This window comes from Micromonospora sp. NPDC023888, from assembly GCF_040639415.1.
Taxonomy (GTDB): Bacteria; Actinomycetota; Actinomycetes; order Mycobacteriales; family Micromonosporaceae; genus Micromonospora.
This window is the reverse complement of sequence record NZ_JBEZZW010000001.1, coordinates 211535-228310: the sequence shown is the minus strand read 5'-3', so window position 1 is coordinate 228310 and position 16776 is coordinate 211535. Positions and strand designations below refer to the sequence as shown.

Sequence of the window (16776 nt, the reverse complement as noted above, 5' to 3'; positions counted from 1 at the left end):
GGCACTACCCGCACGGACAGGCAGCGACCGTGAGTCAGCAGGTGGAGCAGCGCCCGGCGGCCGAGGCGGGGACGGCCCTGTCGCTGTGGCGCAGCCGGAACTTCCTGCTGCTGTGGGGCGGTCAGACGGTCAGCGAGCTGGGCACCCGGATCAGCGGCGTGGCGGTGCCGCTGCTGGCCGCCGACACCCTGCACGCCAGTGTCTTCCAGATCTCCCTGCTGACCGTCCTGGCCTGGCTGCCGTACCTGTTGTTCTCGCTGCCGGCGGGTATCGCCGCCGACCGGCTCGACAAGCGGCGGCTGATGATCGCCTGTGACCTGGGCCGGGCCGCGCTCCTGCTGTCCCTGCCGGTGGCCGCCCTGGTCGGCCACCTCACCCTGCCCTTCCTGTACGCGGTGGTCGGGCTCGGTGGCGTGCTCACCGTGCTGTTCACCGTGGCGTACAAGACCCTGCTGCCCCGGCTGGTGCCGGCGGACCTGCTGGTGGACGGCAACGCCAAACTCACCATCAGCCAGGACGCCGCCGAACTGGTCGGCCCGACGGTCAGCGGGGCGCTCATCGGGCTGGTCGGCGCCGCCCGCACGTTCCTGACCAACGGGTTCGCCTTCCTGGTCAGCGCGCTGACGCTGATCCTGATCCGGCAGCCACCGGTACACGGCGAGCCGGCCGCCCGCGTGCCGCTGCGGGTGGAGCTGACCGACGGGCTCGGCTTCATCCGGCGGCAGCCGATCCTGGTCAGCATCCTGGCCTGCACGACCTGGTCGAACTTCTGGGTGATGGCGTCCTCCTCGATCGAGGTGACCTTCCTGGTGCGTGAGCTGCACGCCTCGCCGGTGCAGGTGGGGTTGGTCTTCTCGGTGAGCGCCGTCGGCGGGTTGGTGGTGGGGGTGCTGGCCGCCCGACTGTCGGCCTGGCTGGGCTCGGCCCGGGTGATCTGGCTGGCGATGGCCGCCCCGGGCCCGTTCTATCTGCTGATGCCGCTGGCACGGCCCGGTTGGGGAGTGCTGCTCTACGGGGTCGGGCTGGCCGCGTTCTCGGCGAACGCGGTGCTGTTCAACGTGGCCGCGATGTCGTACCGACAGCGGATCACCCCGTCGGCGATCCTCGGCCGGGTCAACGCCGCGTTCCTCTGGATCTGCTTCGGGGTCATCCCCCTCGGCGCGTTGACCGGCGGCGCGCTCGGCACCGCGCTGGGGCTGCGCGGCGCGCTCTGGGTGTGCGTGCTGGGCACCTGGGCGGCGTGCCTGTTCGTGGTCTGCTCTCCGCTGCGACGAATGCGGGACACGCCGCCGGTTTCATCGTAGGGTCCGACGATGCTCGGGATCGATCGCCGGAACGAGCACGCAGGAGACCGCATCGGTCGCGGCGTTCCTGACCGGTCCGGCCGGGGCTTGAGTCTCCACCGGGGGGAGACCGCAGGGTGGGGGCATGAGCGGTGAAGTGCGGTACCCGATCGGCGACCTGGCCCGACGGACCGGCCTGAGCGTCAAGACCATCAGGTACTACGCCGACTGCGGCATCGTGCCACCGACGGACCGGAGCCCGACCGGTTATCGCCTCTTCGACGCCGAGGCGGTTGCCCGGCTGGACCTGGTCCGAACGCTGCGCGATCTGGGTGTGGACCTGTCCACCATCCGTCGGGTGGTGGACCGCGAAGTAGCTCTGCCCGAGGTGGCCGCGGCGCACGCCGAGGCGCTGGCGGTGCAGATCCGGGTGCTGCGGCTGCGCCAGGCGGTGCTCACCGTGGCGGCGCGACGCGGATCGGGCCCGGCGGAGGTGGACGACCTGCACCGGCTGGCCCGGCTCACCGCGCGTGAGCGGGGACACCTGGTGGGCGACTTCCTGGCGACCGTCTTCGAGGGCCCGGACGACAAGCACCCGTACCGGGGCGCCGTCGTCTCGATGACCCCGGAGCTACCCGAGGACCCGAGCACCGAGCAGGTGCAGGCGTGGCTGGAGCTGGCCGAGTTGTGCCGGGAGCCCACCTTCCGGGCGAGCATGCGACGGATGGTGCGGCAGCACGCCGCCGACCACGACGTGCCCGGCTTGCCCCGCCCCGACGCCGTCGCGGTGGTCCGGGACGGGGTGGCCGACGCCCTGGCTGCCGGCCTCGATCCGACCGGACCCGAGGCCGAGCCGGTGGTCACGGCGGTCACCGATCGGTACGCGCGCCTGCACGACCTTCCCGACGACGCCGACCTGCGCCGCCGGCTGCTGGACCGGCTGAGGATGGCGAACGATCCCCGCCGGGACCGCTACCTCGACCTGCTGTCGGTGATCAACGGCTGGTCGAGCGGCGACGCGGTCGCGCCGGCGGTGGACTGGTTCATCCGAGCCGTGGGTGCCCGGATGCCGGATCCGGCTCGCTGAGCTGCCGGATGCCGGTGCCGGTGCCGGTGCCGGTGTCGGTGTCGGTGTCGGTGTCGGTGTCGGCTGACGGGGTCGCTCGGCGCTCAGGCGAACCAGGTCATCGCCTGGCCGTGCCCCCGGGTCCAGGCCAGCGGCTCACCGTCGAGCGCGAGGACGTTGTGCAGCGCGTCGTTCGGCGGGTCGGGCAACCCGTCGTACGGCAGCACCTCCGGTGCCTCGTTCGCGATCCAGTGCCCCGGCAGCTCACGGACCAGCCGGACGAACGCCTCCCGGTGCGGCGGCGGCACCTGGTAGAGCACCGACGTGTGGAAGACCACAAGCGTCGCACCGGCCGGCGCGCGGGCGGCCAGCGCCGGCAGGTCGTCCACCAGATCACCGCGGACCAGCAGCGGAGGGTCGGCGGCGGCGACCCCCGCCGCGGCACGCAGCCGGGCCCGCCGGTGCGCGTGCTCCGGCCAGATCAGGGCGTCCAACCAGGACACGTCGCCGGGGTCGGTCACGTCGAGCGGGTTGAGGTCCAGGCCGGCCCGCCACACCACCCGGGGTACGCGCGCCGGCGGCACCAATCCGCTGGCCGCGCACTCCAGGACCGGCTCGCCGGAGCCGACCTCGTGCTCGCCGTAGCGGTACGCGTACCGGTCGGGGTAGAGGCAGAGCCCGGCGGACGCCCCGACCTCCAACAGGGCGAGGGGCTGCGGCAGCGCGGCGAGCACCGGCAGCAGGACCGCGCACCTGCCGCTCTCGTTGGTCTGGGTGGCCCGGGTGCGCATCTCCGCCGCGACGGCCGGCCAGTGCGTCACCGTGTAGTCGTGGAACGCGACCGGGTCGTCGACCGGGCCGCCGAGCCAGCGCACGACGCCGAACAACAGATTCGGCTGCCTTTTGCCGGGCGGAAGCGTGTCGAGCAGGGTCAGCAGGGCGGCGTCCTGGGCGACGGCACCCGACAGACGCTCGTAGGTGGGCGACACCCCACGCGCCTCGCGGCTGCCGAATTCCACGTACGCCTCGGCGGTCGTCATGCCCTCATCGTCTCAGCCATTCCCCGGCCGTTCAGCCCCCGTTTCCGTGCGTCGACTCACCCACCTCGTAGAGTGCTGCGGCGGCCGGAACGTTGAGCAGCAGCTCAGCCGGCCGGCAGAGGCAACGGGGAGGTACATGTCGTGCGGGGTGACGGTGTCCGGGTACTGATCGTCGGCGGCGGTGTCGCCGGGCTGGCGACGGTGGCCGCGTTGCGGGACTGGGGCGCGACGATCGACGTGGTCGAGCGGGCACCCGGGCCGACCGACTCCGGCACCGGCATCTACCTCACCGGCAACGCGACGCGCATGCTCGACGTCCTCGGTCTGCGGGAGCCGGTCGCCGACGTCGCCGTGGAGATCACCCGGCAGCGCAGCGCCAACCAGCGCGGACGCCGCCTCTTCGACATCGACGTGGCCGCGCTGTGGCAGGGCGTCGGGCCGTGCGTGTCGCTGCCCCGGGCACAACTGCACCGGGCGATGCTCGCCGGTGTCGCGGGCACCCCGATCCGCTGGGGCCGCCAGCCGGTCGCAATGCGCACGGAAGGCGACCAGGTCGCCGTCGAGTTCGACGACGACAGCACCCAACGGTACGACCTGGTGCTCGGCGCCGACGGAGTGAACTCGACGGTCCGGCGGCTCGCCTTCGACGGCCCGGCGGCCCGCGACCTCGGCCAGTACGCGTACCGGTGGATCGCCCCCCGCATCGACGCCGAGCCGGTCTGGTCGGTGCAGTTGGCGCGCGGGCGGCAGTTCCTGACGATCCCGATCAGCGCCGAGCTGACGTACTGCTACTACAACGACGGCCCGGTGGCCGACCGGCCCGGCTGGCGCGACGAGGTGGCCGCCACGTTCACCGAGCCGGTCGCCACCATGCTCAAGGCCCTCGACCACGACGACAGCACCCTGCACGCCGGGCCGAACCAGGAGGTCATGCTCGACTCCTGGTCCCGCGGGCCGGTGCTGCTGATCGGCGACGCCGCCCACGCCACCTCGCCGAACATGGCCCAGGGCGCGGCGATGGCCCTGGAGGACGCGGTCGTGCTCGCGTCGTCGTTGGCCGACGCCGACTCCGTCGCGGACGCGGTGCGCGGCTTTGAGGCGCGGCGACGTCCGCGTACCGACTGGGTGCTCAGCCAGACCCACCGCCGCGACAAGGCCACCGGGCTCCCGCCCGCGCTCCGCGACCTGGTGATGCGCCGCCTGGGTGAGCGGATGTTCCGCTCGAACTACGGCCCGCTGTTCACCCAGCCCTGAACCCGCCGTCGCAGGGCGCTGCCCCTCCGCCTCGACTCCTCGTGGTGGGCGGAGCTGACTGTTGTGGATCCAAAGCGGCCGGTAGCCCGTCTAAGGAGGGGCGGCCGAATCCGACTGTCCGGCCTGCGCGGAGGGTGTCACGGATGAACGACGAGGAAGCCGGCCGACTGCTCGAACGGCTCGCGGACCGTGTACCCGTCGGGCCCGCGCCGGTGGACCATCTGCTTCGCGCGGCCAGATCGGCACAGCGCAGGAGGCGGCACGTCAGGCTCTTCGGTGCTGCTGCGGCGACAGCCCTCGCGCTTGGCGGCGGCGTTGTCGCCATGGACTTCGTCGGTGCGGGAACGACTGGCGGAAACGACTCTGCCGACGGGCGGAGCCGGACGGCTCTGTCCGGCTCCCTGGCGACCGACGGGGACAACCCGACGAAGGATCGGTCCGGGCCACTGCCGGACAGTGGCGCGGCGAGCTGTGTGGAGGTATTCACCCCGGAGACCCTCGCCAGTCGAGCGTTCGCGTTCGACGGTGTCGTGGCCACCATCGGACCAGCCCGCACCAACCGTCCGGGCGTCGACAGGCTGGACCTCGTGGGAGTCACCTTCACCGTCGGCGAGTGGTTCTCGGCTGGCACAGCATCGCGCGTCACTGTGGACATGGCCCCGCCCGTGACGGGAACGCACGACCCCACGGCAGAGACCTTCACCTCGTACGCGGTCGGATCGCGGTTGCTTGTCAGCGGTGGGCCTCGTCAGCCTCGTCCCGGAGGATCTCCGCTCGACGATGCCATCGCCTGGGGTTGTGGGTTCACCCGCTACTACGACCAGTCGACAGCTCAGTCCTGGCGGCAGGCCGCGACGCACCAGCACCGCTCAGGGCAACTGGCCCGGCCGGTCGACGATGGCGATGCGGAGTAGCGCGACGGCCGTGTGCAGGGACTCCTTGCCGTTGCGCACCACCGACCCCCGGCGGCCGAGGAAGACGTGGGTGTCCCGGTCAAAGAGGAAGTCCTCGTTACCACCGATCACGCCGGGCATCCGAATCGCCACCCCATGTCGACCGGCGGCGTCCACCACGTCGCCCGATATGACGACCGCTCCGGGCTCCCGTGCCAGCAGTTCGAACAGCGCCGCAAGCGCTCGCGGCGGCACGTAGCCGTCGAGCATCCACCGCGCGGTGGTGTACGCCATGCTCTCGTCCCCGTAGACGGCCTCCTCATCGGCTCCTTCGGGGAGATGCAGGTCGACCGGGTGTTCCCGAAGGTATCGAAGCAGCTCGTCCGGATCGGAGGGCAGGTCGCCGTGGTACGCGGGCGGCTGGAACGCGTCGAGTTCCTTCGTGGGATCGGCGGCATCGCCCATGCGGAGCACCTTCAGCTCGCCCCAACCGTTCGGGTCGCTCTCCGGTCGGTAGCGTGCCCGCGTGTACGCGACTCCGCCGGCCGACTGCCACAGTTGGTTCCGTATGGTCTGGTAAGGGCCGCTGTCCGGCAGGTCCCGTATCGTCGCCAGGCTTTCCGTGAAGACGTACTGGTCGGGTCGGGCGGTGAGCTCGGGCTGCTGTCGGGCGGCGTCGGCCGCCATCCGGAGGATCTCCGACGCGGTTGCCGTGGGCGGCGGTCGGTCGCCCACCCTCATGGTCTGGACCGCCAGCGCACCGGCGGTCAGTGTGACCGCCAGGCCGAACGCTCCGGCGAGGCGCCAACCGCGCAGGAACCGGGTACGGAGTTTGGCGGGACTGGCCGCCGAAGCCAGCTCGGCCCGTCGGGCGACGTGGGCGGTCAGGTCCCGCAGGAGCTGCTCCTCGAAACCCTGCGGCGACTCTTCGATCTTGTGCATGGTGTCAGCTCCGTCTCATCAGGCGAGTGTGGTGGCCGGGCGGGCGAGCACGGCGCGGACGACGCGACGGGCCCGATGCAGGCGGACTCGAGCAGCGACCGGCGACACCCCGAGCACGGTCGCCGCCTCCGCGACGGTGAGGCCGTCCACGGCGACGAGTTCGACGAGCGTTCGGGTGCCCTCGGGTAGCTCGCTCAGCGCCCGATAGGTGTGGCGGGCCGCCGACTCGGCGTCGATCCGCTCCTCGATGCGGGCGATGTCATCGGGGCCCAGGTCCCGTCGTCCGGCCAGACGGCCGGTCACCCGCAGCCGTTGGGCCGCCCGACGCCGCTCGTCGCCGATGACGTGGCGAGCCACCCCGTACAGCCAGCCGACCTGGCTACCCCGGTCCGGCCGGTAGCCGGCCGCCGACTCGATCACCGCCAGGAACACGTCGGCGGTCAGGTCGGCGGCGAGGTGTGGGTCGTCGACCCGCCGTGCCACGAACCGGCCCACCGCCTCCAGGTGCCGCCGGTAGAAGACCTCGAAGGCCACCGGATCGGCTCCGATGCCGGAGATGTCACCCTCCACTGCGCTGGGCTCACTCACAGGCTGTCCTCTCTCGTAGCCTTCACACCCCTTCTTCGTCGGTCGGAGCGCGGGTGTTACCGAAGGTCCGACACGAGCACCTGTCCGCGTACCTGCCCGCCCGGCTCCGCAGGCGGCACTGCTGGTCAGTTGGGCAGCCGCCCTGGTGATGCGGCATTATCGAAGCACCGGCGACTGGCGGCACGGGGATGGTGGAACCATCGGGGAGCCTCTCGCGGGCGTCGACCGCCTGGGCGCCTGCGTCGAGGGATCATCATGACCACGACCAGCGAATCCGCAGAGCACCACACCCCGTCCGGCACCGCCCGGCTCCTGCCGGGCGCACCCGTCGCCGAAGCCGTGCTGGCCGAGACCGCCGCCGCTGCCGCCCGCCTGCGCGACCGCGGGATCACACCCAGCCTCGCCACCATTCTCGTCGGCGACGACGACGCCAGCGCCGGTTACATCGCCATCAAGCAGCGTCAGGCCGCCGCGCTCGGGTTCGCCTCCCCGCACGTGCACCTGCCTGCCACCGTCAGCCAGGCCGATCTGCACCAGGCCATCGCCCGGTTCAACTCCGATCCGGCCGTGCACGGACTGCTGGTGCAGTACCCCGTGCCGGGGCACCTGGACTACGACGCGGCGCTGCAGACCATCGACCCGGACAAGGACGTCGACGGCATGCACCCGCTGAACATGGGGCGTCTCGCCGTCGGCCTGCCCGGCCCGCTGCCGTGCACCCCCGCGGGCATCGAAGCCCTCCTGGCGTACTACGAGATCCCCGTCGCCGGTCGTGAGGTCGTCATCCTCGGCCGCGGTGCCACCCTTGGCCGCCCCCTGGCGATGCTGCTCGCCCAGAAGCGCCCGACCGCCAACGCCGCCGTCACCGTCGTACACACCGGCGTGCCCGACTGGGCCCGCTACACCCGCCGCGCCGACATTCTCGTCGCCGCCGCCGGCGTACCCGGGATCGTTCGGCCCGAGCACGTCAAGCCCGGCGCCGTCGTCATCGGCGCCGGCGTCCGCTACGAAGGGCGGCGGCTCCTACCGGACGTGGACGAAGCGTGCGCCGAGGTCGCCGGCGCCATCACGCCCCGGGTCGGCGGGGTCGGTCCGACCACCGTCGCGATGCTGTTCCGCAACGCCGTGCGCGCCGCCGAGCTGTAAGTAGCGATCGTCAAGTTTGAGTTGTGCTTACCTTCAGGCCGTGAAGCGACCGCGCTTGTACGGGCCTGGCGAGTTGGCCGCCCTGTTCAACGTGTCGCGGCAGCGGGTACTGCAGATCACCCGCCGCCCCGGCTTCCCTGAGCCGATGGCCCGCCTGACCGAAGGCGACGAAGACCGCTGATCCTCAGCTGGCAGCCCACAGCGCAACACCCTGACGAGCGTGATGCCTGTGAGTCATCAAGATGACTCACAGGCATCACGGCCAACGACAACATGCCCTCCCGCGCGAGCCTCCAGGGGACCCGGAAACGGCGCTGCCCCGACCTCCGGTGAGGGAAGTCGGGGCAGCGCCGCGTTTCGCGTACGTCAGCTGCAGCCGCTGGTGGAGCCGCAGCCCTCGCAGACGTAGCAGCTACCGGCCGGGCGCATCTTCGTACCGCAGGTGAAGCAGAGCGGCGCGTCGGCGGCCTTGCCGATCACGGCCTCCAGCAGTTCGGTGCTGGAACCCACGCTCGGCGCCGGCTTGGCGGCGGCCACGTCGGCCATCTCCTGGGCCGGCTGGGCGACGGCCTCCGCCTTGGCCGGGGCTTCCACCGGAGCGGAGGACGCCATCGCGGTCAGCTCGGCGCCGGTGACGGCGGCGGCTTCCGCGTCGGCCTCGGCCCGCAACTGGGCGGCCCGCTCGGACGCGGTGAAGATGCCCAGCTCGGCGCGGCGCTCGTAGGGCAGGAAGTCGAGCGCCAGGCGACGGAAGATGTAGTCCATCACCGAGGCCGCCATCCGCACGTCCGGGTCGTCGGTCATGCCGGCCGGCTCGAAGCGCATGTTGGTGAACTTGCTGACGAACGTCTCCAGCGGCACGCCGTACTGCAGGCCGATGCTGATGGCCACCGAGAAGGCGTCCATCACGCCGGCCAGGGTCGAGCCCTGCTTGGACATCTTCAGGAAGACCTCGCCGAGGCCGTCGTCCGGGTAGGACGACGCGGTGAGGTAGCCCTCGGCACCGCCGACGGAGAAGCTGACCGTCTCGGACGGGCGCTTCTTCGGCAGGCGCTTACGCACCGGCCGGTACTCGATGACCTTCTCCACCGCGACCGGCGCGGCCTCGACGGCGGCCGGCTCGGTGGCCTTGTTGGACTTGGCCACCGAGAGCGGCTGGCCGACCTTGCAGTTGTCCCGGTAGATCGCCAGCGCCTTGAGGCCGAGCTTCCAGCCCTCGAAGTAGATCTTCTCGACGTCCTCGACGGTGGCCGCCTCCGGCATGTTGACCGTCTTGGAGATGGCGCCGGAGACGAACGGCTGGATGGCCGCCATCATCCGCACGTGACCCATCGGGGCGATCGTCCGCTCACCCATGGCGCAGTCGAAGACCGGGTAGTGCTCCGGCTTGAGGCCCGGGGCGTCCACCACGTGGCCGTGGTCGGCGATGTGCTCGACGATCGCCTCGACCTGCTCCTCGGGGTAGCCGAGGCTGCGCAGGGCGCGCGGCACCGTCTGGTTGACGATCTGCATCGAGCCGCCGCCGACCAGCTTCTTGAACTTGACGAGCGCCAGGTCCGGCTCCACACCGGTCGTGTCGCAGTCCATCATGAAGCCGATGGTGCCGGTCGGGGCGAGCACGCTGGCCTGGGCGTTGCGCCAGCCGAACTTGTCGCCGATCTTGTTGCCCTGGGTCCACTGCTTGGTCGCCTCACGGACGATCGCGGTGGCCACCGGGCTGGTCGGCTTGATCTCGTCGTTCGCGGCGGCGTGCTTGCGCATGACCCGCTTGTGCGGCTCGGCGTTGCGGGCGTAGCCGTCGTACGGGCCGACCACTCCGGCCAGCTCGGCGGAGCGGCGGTAGGCGGTGCCGGTCATCAGCGACGTGATCGACGCGGCGACCGAACGGCCCTGCTCCGAGTCGTACGGCAGGCCGGTGGCCATCAGGAGCGCGCCCAGGTTGGCGTAGCCGATGCCGAGCTGCCGGTAGGCGCGGGAGGTCTCACCGATCTTCTCGGTCGGGAAGTCCGCGAAGCAGATCGAGATGTCCATCGCGGTGATGACGAACTCGACGGACTTGACGAACTTCTCCACCTCGAAGCCACCGTCGGCGCGGAGGAACTTCATCAGGTTGAGCGAGGCCAGGTTGCACGAGGAGTTGTCCAGGTGCAGGTACTCCGAGCACGGGTTCGACGCGGTGATCCGGCCCGTCTCCGGGCAGGTGTGCCAGTCGTTGATCGTGTCGTCGTACTGCAGGCCCGGGTCGGCGCACTCCCAGGCGGCCTGGGAGATGGTGCGGAACAACTTCTTGGCGTCGACGGTGTCGATCACCGAGCCGTCCAGCCGGCCGCGCAGGTCGAAACCGCCGCCGTTCTCCACGGCTGCCATGAACTCGTCGGAGACCCGGACCGAGTTGTTGGCGTTCTGGTACTGCACGCTGACGATGTCGGAGCCGCCGAGGTCCATGTCGAACCCGGCGTCACGCAGCGCGCGGATCTTGTGCTCCTCGCGCGCCTTGGTGACCACGAACTCCTCGATGTCCGGGTGGTCCACGTCGAGGATGACCATCTTGGCCGCGCGGCGGGTCGCGCCGCCGGACTTGATGGTGCCGGCCGAGGCGTCCGCGCCGCGCATGAAGCTGACCGGGCCCGAGGCGGTGCCGCCGGAGGAGAGCAGCTCACGCGACGAGCGGATCCGCGACAGGTTGACCCCGGAGCCGGAGCCGCCCTTGAAGATCAGCCCCTCCTCCTTGTACCAGTCGAGGATCGAGTCCATCGAGTCGTCGACGGCCAGGATGAAACAGGCGCTCACCTGCTGGGGCGACGGCGTGCCGACGTTGAACCAGACCGGCGAGTTGAAGCTGAACACCTGGTGCAGCAGCATCCAGGTCAACTCGTGGGCGAAGATCTCGGCGTCCGCCGGGCTGGCGAAGTAGCCGTACTCCTCACCAGCGGTGCGGTAGGTGGTGACCACCCGGTCGATCAACTGCTTGAGCGACCACTCCCGCTCCGGGGTCCCCACCGCGCCCCGGAAGTACTTCGTGGTGACGATGTTTGCCGCGTTGACGCTCCACGACTGCGGGAACTCGACGCCCCGCTGCTCGAAGTTGATCGAGCCGTCCCGCCAGTTCGTCATCACGACGTCGCGGCGCTCCCACGCGACGTCGTCGTACGGGTGGACCCCCTCGGTCGTCCACACCCTGTCGATCTTCAGCCCCGCGCCTGCCTTGCTCCGTGAACGGCTAGTTGTCACGCCGTCGCCCCCCTCGTCTGCGCGGTCACCCACCGCGCGTCCCAATCTCTCGAAAAACTGTGCAGATTCAGCTGGTACGGCCCGCGGCCTCAACCGCGTCGGCCCGGCCCTGCTCCCGGGCGCGGGCAGCAGCCCGCAACGTCTCGATCTCGCGCTCGAAGTCGGCGAGCGAGTCGAAGGAGCGGTAGACGCTGGCGAACCGCAGGTAGGCGATCTCGTCCAGGTCGCGCAGCGGGCCCAGGATCGCCAGGCCAACCTCGTGACTGGGGATCTCGGCGGCCCCCTTGGCCCGGACGCTCTCCTCCACCCGCTGCGCGAGCAGCGCGAGGGAGTCGTCGTCCACCGGCCGGCCCTGGCACGCCTTGCGCACCCCGCCGATGATCTTCGTCCGGCTGAACGGCTCGGTCACCCCGCTGCGCTTGACGACCGCGAGGACCGCCTCCTCGACAGTGGTGAACCGCTTGCCGCACTCCGGGCAGGACCGCCGCCGTCGAATGAGCTGGCCGTCGTCGGCCTCCCGCGAGTCGACCACCCGGGAGTCAGCGTGTCGGCAGTACGGACACCGCATCGCGCACCTCCTTGAAAATGATCAACTGCGACCCGTACCGAGCACCCCCGGGCACGGCTCACCGCGACGGTGCCATCCTCGGATGACGCCCGCCGTGATCGACGTTACGGGAGTGCGGTCGGTAGTCGAACCCAACCTGTGGGCAACTTACGCCCGTGTCACTACTACATCTAGGGGTCGACCGTATGTCGCCGGGGAAGCCGGGTCAAGTTGGCCGGCGTGTCCGGCGCGTCACGGACCATCCGGTCATCCACACCCGCCGACATGTCCGAAAACCCCAACGTCGAGACCTCGCCCGGGTTACCGACCGGCCGGCCGGAGTAGCCCGGAAAACGGTCGAGGATCGAACACCAGTGCTATCCGACGTACCATTTATCAGAACATCCGTACGACGGGAGCCGTTTTTCACCCCGACACGCCGGTGAGAGGTCGTACAGATGTTTGAAAATGACCGATCTCACCTATACGGTCATGAACAACGTGGCACCACCGCACGCACCACGAGCCGACGAGGCACCCAGCGCCGACCAGGGAGGACGGACGTGACCGAGGACCGGGCCAGCCGGCCGAAGAGCCCGCAGCAGATCACCGAGGCGGGCCCCCCGGCCACCCGACGCCGCAGCGCCGCGCGCAGCCGGACGGGTCAGCCCGCCGTGCGCCCGGTCACCCCGGTCGTCAGCGCCTTCCCCGACCCGACGACGGTCGACCTGACCGCCCGGCAGCGCCGCATCCTGGAGTTCATCCGCAACTGGGTGGAACGGCACGGCTACCCGCCGAGCGTCCGGGAGATCGGCGAGGCGGTCGGCCTGGTGTCGCCGTCCAGCGTCGCCTACCAGCTCAAGGAGCTGGAAAAGAAGGGTTTCCTGCGCCGCGACCCCAACCGGCCGCGCGCGGTGGACGTCCGCGCCCCCAGCGAGGCCATCGACGACGAGCTGTCCCGGGCCCAACGACCGACCCCGGCGTACGTGCCGATGCTCGGTCGGATCGCCGCCGGTGGGCCGATCCTCGCCGAGCAGGCCGTGGAGGACATCTTCCCGCTCCCCCGCGAGTTGGTGGGCGAGGGTGAGGTCTTCATGCTCCAGGTCAAGGGCGACTCGATGCTCGACGCGGCGATCTGCGACGGCGACTGGGTGGTCGTCCGGCAGCAGCCGACAGCCGACTCGGGCGAGATCGTGGCCGCCATGCTCGACGGCGAGGCGACGGTCAAGACCTACCGGCGGCGCGACGGGCACGTCTGGCTGATGCCACAGAACCCGGCTTTCGACCCGATCCCCGGTGACGACGCCACCATCATGGGCCGCGTCGTGGCGGTGCTGCGCCGCATCTGACCGACCGCCGGGTGAGTGCCCAAAGGCGCTCACCCGCGTCGGCTGTCAGGGGGCGCTGAAGGCCCCGTCAGTAACGGTCGCCCCGGTGGCCACGACCGCCCCCGGGATACTGCCCGTACGGGTCGACGGGCGCGTCGTCGTCACGGCGACGGCCGGGTCGCTGGCCCCGGGGGTCGGGCTCCTGCCCACCGCGTCGGGGCGGTTCCGCACGACCGGTGCCGGGTGGGCCGCCGTCACCGCCGTACACGCCGCCGCCCGGGCGACCGCCGCCGCCCGGTGGCACACCACCGGCACCCTGCGGACGGCCACCGCCAGCACCTTGGGGACGACCGCCACCAGCCACCGGAGGGCGACCGCCGCCCTGGGGGCGACCACCACCAACGGCCGGAGGGCGACCGCCGCCAGCCGCCGAAGGACGAGCGCCACCACCGACCGGAGGACGACCGCCGCCACCGACCGGAGGACGACCGCCGCCACCCGCCGGGGGACGACCGCCGCCGTACACACCGGCAGCGCCGCCGTCCGGTCGCGCCGATCCGTAGCCACCGTCGGCCGCGGCCGGTCGGCCACCGCCGTACACGGCACCACCCGCCGGAGTCGGGCCACCGCGACCCGGGCCGCCGCCGTAGGCGCCCGCCGGCGCGCCGCCACCGTAGACACCGCCCTTACGGTCACCCGCCGCTGGGGGCCCATCGGGCGCACGGCCGGTACGCGGGTTGAACGGCTCGCCGTCCTGGTCCGACGTCTCCGACGCGTCAGCGGCCGGCAACCGCCGGCGGGCCCGGACGATGCCGACGATGCCCGCACCGACAAGCAGCAGGCCGATCAACCCGACCGCGCCGACCAGATAGGTGATGTCGTCGAAGTCCAGGCCGGCGGTCCAGGACGTCGAGGACGCCTGCTTGACGCCCCCCGCCCCCGCCGCCAGCGGCACAGTGGTCGAGGTGGACGGCGTGTAGCTGAGGATGTCGAGGGCCTCGTCGTCGGCGAACTGGAACGCGTCGGAGACGGTCAGGAACGACTTGCCGTCCGTGGTGTAGCTGATGGCCTCGCCGAACGGGTCCGCCAGCGCCGTCACCCGGGGTTTGCCGGTGGTGAGCGCGCCGACGATGTCACCGCCGCTCACGTCGTACTCGAAGGCGTCCGCGTAGGTGCGCAGGACCACCCGGGAGCCGTCCGGGGACCGGGCCGCGCCGGTGATGGCGATCCGGCCGAACGTGTTGAGTGGGTTCTCCGTCTGTGTCTTCGGCAGCGTGATCTCGCCGGCCTTGCGCATCGGCACCGCCTCGGCGTCGCCGCCGCGCAGCGCTGCCGTCGGCGCGTAGATCTCGGCCTTGCCGCTCGTGACCTTCGTGATGATCAGCGGTTTGCCGTCGTCGCCGATGAGCAACGCCTCGGCGTCGTGCGGCTTGCCCTCGGGGTACGAGATCCGGTGCTGCGTCGGCTGCCGGGCACCGGTGACCGGCATCGACCAGAGCGCGACGCGGGTGCGGCGCTCCTTCTCGTCGGCGTTGTCACCGGTGTCGGCGATCCACAGCGTGTTGCCGTCCTTGGAAAGGGCGAGATCCTCGGTGTCGACCGGGCCCTCCCCCGGGTACCGGACCGGTTCCTTCGAGAGCTTGCACTTGGTGTCGAGGAAGAAGATCCGCTCGCGTGCCGTGAGCTCGGTGCTGTCGTTGATGACGATGTAGCCACTCTTGGTCGCGACCAGACCGGACAGCTCCCGCAGCCGCTCGTCGGCGATCGTGCACCGCTTCTGACCGGCGGTGGCGGCGGGCGGCTCGGACGACCCGGGGGCGGGAGCCGCTGCGGCGACTCCGGCGAGCGCCACGGTTGCCCCGAGCAGGCCGAGGGCAACCGTGACCGAGGAAACAACGCGGCGCATTCGGCCAGTGTCGCATGCCACGCGTTTCCGGCGGATGACACCGTGGCCGCTCAGGAGCGGCTGCCGGCCGCCTGCCCCTGTCGCTCGACGTCGAACGGCGCCAGCTCCGCTGCCAGGTCCGCGGCGACGCGGACATGTAGCAGGGTGCCCTCCGGCAGGTGCGACGTGCTGAGCACCTCCCCAGTGCGGTGCACCCGGGACACCAGGTCACCCCGGTCGTACGGCAGGACAGCCCGGACCTCGACGGCCGGCTGCGGCAGCCGCTCCTCGATCGCCGCGCGCAGCTCGTCGATGCCCCGCCCGGAGTGCGCGGAGACGAAGATCGCGTCCGGCCAGAGCCGCTTGAGCCGCAGCAGAGTGTCCTCGTCGGCCGCGTCGGTCTTGTTGACCACGAGCAACTCGGGAAGCCGCTCCGCGCTCACCTCGGCGAGCACCGTGTGGACCGCCCGGACCTGCTCCTCCGGATCCGGGTGGGTGCCGTCGACGACGTGCACCACCAGATCCGCCTCCGCGACCTCCTCAAGCGTCGAACGGAACGCCTCGACGATCTGGTGCGGCAGGTGCCTGACGAAACCGACGGTGTCGGAGAGGGTGTAGAGCCGGCCGTCCGAGGCGGTCGCCTTACGGGTGGTCGGGTCCAGTGTGGCGAACAGCGCGTTCTCCACCAGCACGCCCGCGCCGGTCAACCGGTTGAGCAGGCTGGACTTGCCGGCGTTCGTGTAGCCGGCGATGGCCACGGCGGGGATGGAGTTACGGCTGCGTCGGGCGCGCTTCGTGACGCGTACCGTGCGCATGCTCTTGATCTCGCGGCGCAGCCGGGAGATGCGGTGGCGGATACGCCGCCGGTCGGTCTCCAGCTTGGTCTCACCGGGACCACGCACACCCACACCGCCGCCGGCGCCGCCACCACGGCCGGAACCACCGGTCTGCCGGGAGAGCGTCTCACCCCAACCACGCAGTCGGGGCAGCAGGTATTCGAGCTGGGCCAGCTCGACCTGGGCCTTACCTTCCTTGCTCTTGGCGTGCTGGGCGAAGATGTCGAGGATCAGCGCGGTCCGGTCGACGACCTTGACCTTGGTGCGCTGCTCCAGGTTGCGCAGCTGCGACGGGGACAGCTCACCGTCACAGATGACCGTGTCGGCGCCGCTGGACAGCACCACCGCGCCGAGGTCGTCGACCTTGCCGCGGCCGATGTACGTGGCCGGGTCAGGTCGGCTGCGGCGCTGGATGAGCCCTTCGAGCACCTGCGAACCGGCGGTCTCGGCCAGCGCGGCGAGCTCGGTGAGCGAGTTTTCCGCGTCGGCAGCCGTGCCCTCGGTCCAGACGCCGACCAGGACGACCCGCTCCAGCCGCAGCTGGCGGTATTCCACCTCGGTGACGTCGGTGAGCTCGGTTGACAGGCCCGGGACGCGTCGGAGGGACTGTCGCTCCGACAGCTCCATCTCGCCGGTGGTGACGTCGTCGAGCTCGTCCTCGACGGGGACAAAGCTCTCCTGGTCTCGCAAGCGGTTCTCCTGTCCGTTTTGATAAGTGGAACGTAATCCTGACATGA

14 protein-coding genes are annotated in these 16776 nt (G+C 71.1%); 7 read left to right on the top strand and 7 right to left on the bottom strand.

Features of this window, described 5'->3' with window-relative positions; translation table 11 throughout:
- Positions 1 to 29: 29 nt before the first annotated feature.
- Together AB0F61_RS00990 and AB0F61_RS00985 are read left to right on the top strand one after the other, a co-directional pair.
- Positions 30 to 1304: an MFS transporter gene (locus AB0F61_RS00990; RefSeq protein WP_357801858.1), complete on the top strand. Its 1275-nt coding sequence runs from the start codon at positions 30 to 32 to the stop codon at positions 1302 to 1304.
- A 124-nt stretch (positions 1305 to 1428) separates the two neighbouring features.
- On the top strand, positions 1429 to 2370 hold the full coding sequence (locus AB0F61_RS00985) for a MerR family transcriptional regulator (protein ID WP_357801855.1): 942 nt from the start codon (positions 1429 to 1431) through the stop codon (positions 2368 to 2370).
- Positions 2371 to 2453: 83 nt separating this feature from the next.
- Here the strand turns inward: AB0F61_RS00985 and AB0F61_RS00980 are convergent, their stop codons facing one another.
- Positions 2454 to 3389, bottom strand: coding sequence for a DUF2332 domain-containing protein (locus AB0F61_RS00980; RefSeq protein ID WP_357801852.1), 936 nt, complete (start codon positions 3387 to 3389; stop codon positions 2454 to 2456).
- Between the two features lie 141 nt (positions 3390 to 3530).
- Here AB0F61_RS00980 and AB0F61_RS00975 point away from each other — a divergent pair, with 141 nt between their 5' ends.
- Together AB0F61_RS00975 and AB0F61_RS00970 are read left to right on the top strand one after the other, a co-directional pair.
- Positions 3531 to 4643 carry an FAD-dependent monooxygenase gene (locus AB0F61_RS00975; RefSeq protein WP_357801849.1) on the top strand — a complete coding sequence of 371 codons (1113 nt, stop codon included), beginning with the start codon at positions 3531 to 3533 and terminating at the stop codon, positions 4641 to 4643.
- Between the two features lie 143 nt (positions 4644 to 4786).
- Positions 4787 to 5557 (top strand): hypothetical protein, encoded by a 771-nt coding sequence (locus AB0F61_RS00970; RefSeq protein WP_357801848.1) that lies wholly within the window; start codon positions 4787 to 4789, stop codon positions 5555 to 5557.
- Here AB0F61_RS00970 and AB0F61_RS00965 read toward each other — a convergent pair.
- Both AB0F61_RS00965 and AB0F61_RS00960 read right to left on the bottom strand, forming a co-directional pair.
- On the bottom strand, positions 5513 to 6478 hold the full coding sequence (locus tag AB0F61_RS00965; RefSeq protein ID WP_357801845.1) for a CU044_5270 family protein: 966 nt from the start codon (positions 6476 to 6478) through the stop codon (positions 5513 to 5515). The genes AB0F61_RS00970 and AB0F61_RS00965 overlap by 45 nt on opposite strands.
- 18 nt (positions 6479 to 6496) lie before the next feature.
- On the bottom strand, positions 6497 to 7066 hold the full coding sequence (locus AB0F61_RS00960; protein ID WP_357801842.1) for a sigma-70 family RNA polymerase sigma factor: 570 nt from the start codon (positions 7064 to 7066) through the stop codon (positions 6497 to 6499).
- 255 nt (positions 7067 to 7321) lie between these two features.
- On the opposite strand from AB0F61_RS00960, the gene AB0F61_RS00955 reads away from it, so the two are divergent.
- Both AB0F61_RS00955 and AB0F61_RS00950 read left to right on the top strand, forming a co-directional pair.
- Entirely contained in the window at positions 7322 to 8212 is an 891-nt protein-coding gene (locus tag AB0F61_RS00955; RefSeq protein ID WP_357801839.1) for a bifunctional 5,10-methylenetetrahydrofolate dehydrogenase/5,10-methenyltetrahydrofolate cyclohydrolase, read from the top strand.
- 40 nt (positions 8213 to 8252) lie between these two features.
- Positions 8253 to 8393 carry a hypothetical protein gene (locus tag AB0F61_RS00950; protein WP_357801837.1) on the top strand — a complete coding sequence of 47 codons (141 nt, stop codon included), beginning with the start codon at positions 8253 to 8255 and terminating at the stop codon, positions 8391 to 8393.
- A 185-nt stretch (positions 8394 to 8578) separates the two neighbouring features.
- On the opposite strand, the gene AB0F61_RS00945 is transcribed toward AB0F61_RS00950, so the two are convergent.
- Both AB0F61_RS00945 and nrdR read right to left on the bottom strand, forming a co-directional pair.
- Positions 8579 to 11476, bottom strand: a complete 2898-nt coding sequence (locus AB0F61_RS00945) for a vitamin B12-dependent ribonucleotide reductase (RefSeq protein WP_357801836.1) — start codon at positions 11474 to 11476, stop codon at positions 8579 to 8581.
- A gap of 34 nt (positions 11477 to 11510) precedes the next feature.
- Entirely contained in the window at positions 11511 to 12011 is a 501-nt protein-coding gene (gene nrdR / locus AB0F61_RS00940; RefSeq protein WP_145784926.1) for a transcriptional regulator NrdR, read from the bottom strand.
- A gap of 542 nt (positions 12012 to 12553) precedes the next feature.
- Here nrdR and lexA point away from each other — a divergent pair.
- Positions 12554 to 13339: a transcriptional repressor LexA gene (lexA, locus tag AB0F61_RS00935; protein ID WP_357801833.1), complete on the top strand. Its 786-nt coding sequence runs from the start codon at positions 12554 to 12556 to the stop codon at positions 13337 to 13339.
- 67 nt (positions 13340 to 13406) lie between these two features.
- Here lexA and AB0F61_RS00930 read toward each other — a convergent pair whose 3' ends face one another.
- Positions 13407 to 15224: a hypothetical protein gene (locus AB0F61_RS00930; protein ID WP_357801830.1), complete on the bottom strand. Its 1818-nt coding sequence runs from the start codon at positions 15222 to 15224 to the stop codon at positions 13407 to 13409.
- A gap of 50 nt (positions 15225 to 15274) precedes the next feature.
- Positions 15275 to 16729 carry a GTPase HflX gene (gene hflX / locus AB0F61_RS00925; protein ID WP_357801827.1) on the bottom strand — a complete coding sequence of 485 codons (1455 nt, stop codon included), beginning with the start codon at positions 16727 to 16729 and terminating at the stop codon, positions 15275 to 15277.
- Positions 16730 to 16776 lie beyond the last annotated feature (47 nt).

What these genes read in the sequence shown, in the direction of transcription:
- AB0F61_RS00970 (WP_357801848.1), top strand. Translation starts at nt 4,787, where the DNA reads ATGAACGACGAGGAAGCCGGCCGACTGCTCGAACGGCTCGCGGACCGT.
- AB0F61_RS00930 (WP_357801830.1), bottom strand. Translation starts at nt 15,224, where the DNA reads ATGCGCCGCGTTGTTTCCTCGGTCACGGTTGCCCTCGGCCTGCTCGGG.
- AB0F61_RS00985 (WP_357801855.1), top strand. Translation starts at nt 1,429, where the DNA reads ATGAGCGGTGAAGTGCGGTACCCGATCGGCGACCTGGCCCGACGGACC.
- AB0F61_RS00965 (WP_357801845.1), bottom strand. Translation starts at nt 6,478, where the DNA reads ATGCACAAGATCGAAGAGTCGCCGCAGGGTTTCGAGGAGCAGCTCCTG.
- nrdR (WP_145784926.1), bottom strand. Translation starts at nt 12,011, where the DNA reads ATGCGGTGTCCGTACTGCCGACACGCTGACTCCCGGGTGGTCGACTCG.
- AB0F61_RS00980 (WP_357801852.1), bottom strand. Translation starts at nt 3,389, where the DNA reads ATGACGACCGCCGAGGCGTACGTGGAATTCGGCAGCCGCGAGGCGCGT.
- AB0F61_RS00955 (WP_357801839.1), top strand. Translation starts at nt 7,322, where the DNA reads ATGACCACGACCAGCGAATCCGCAGAGCACCACACCCCGTCCGGCACC.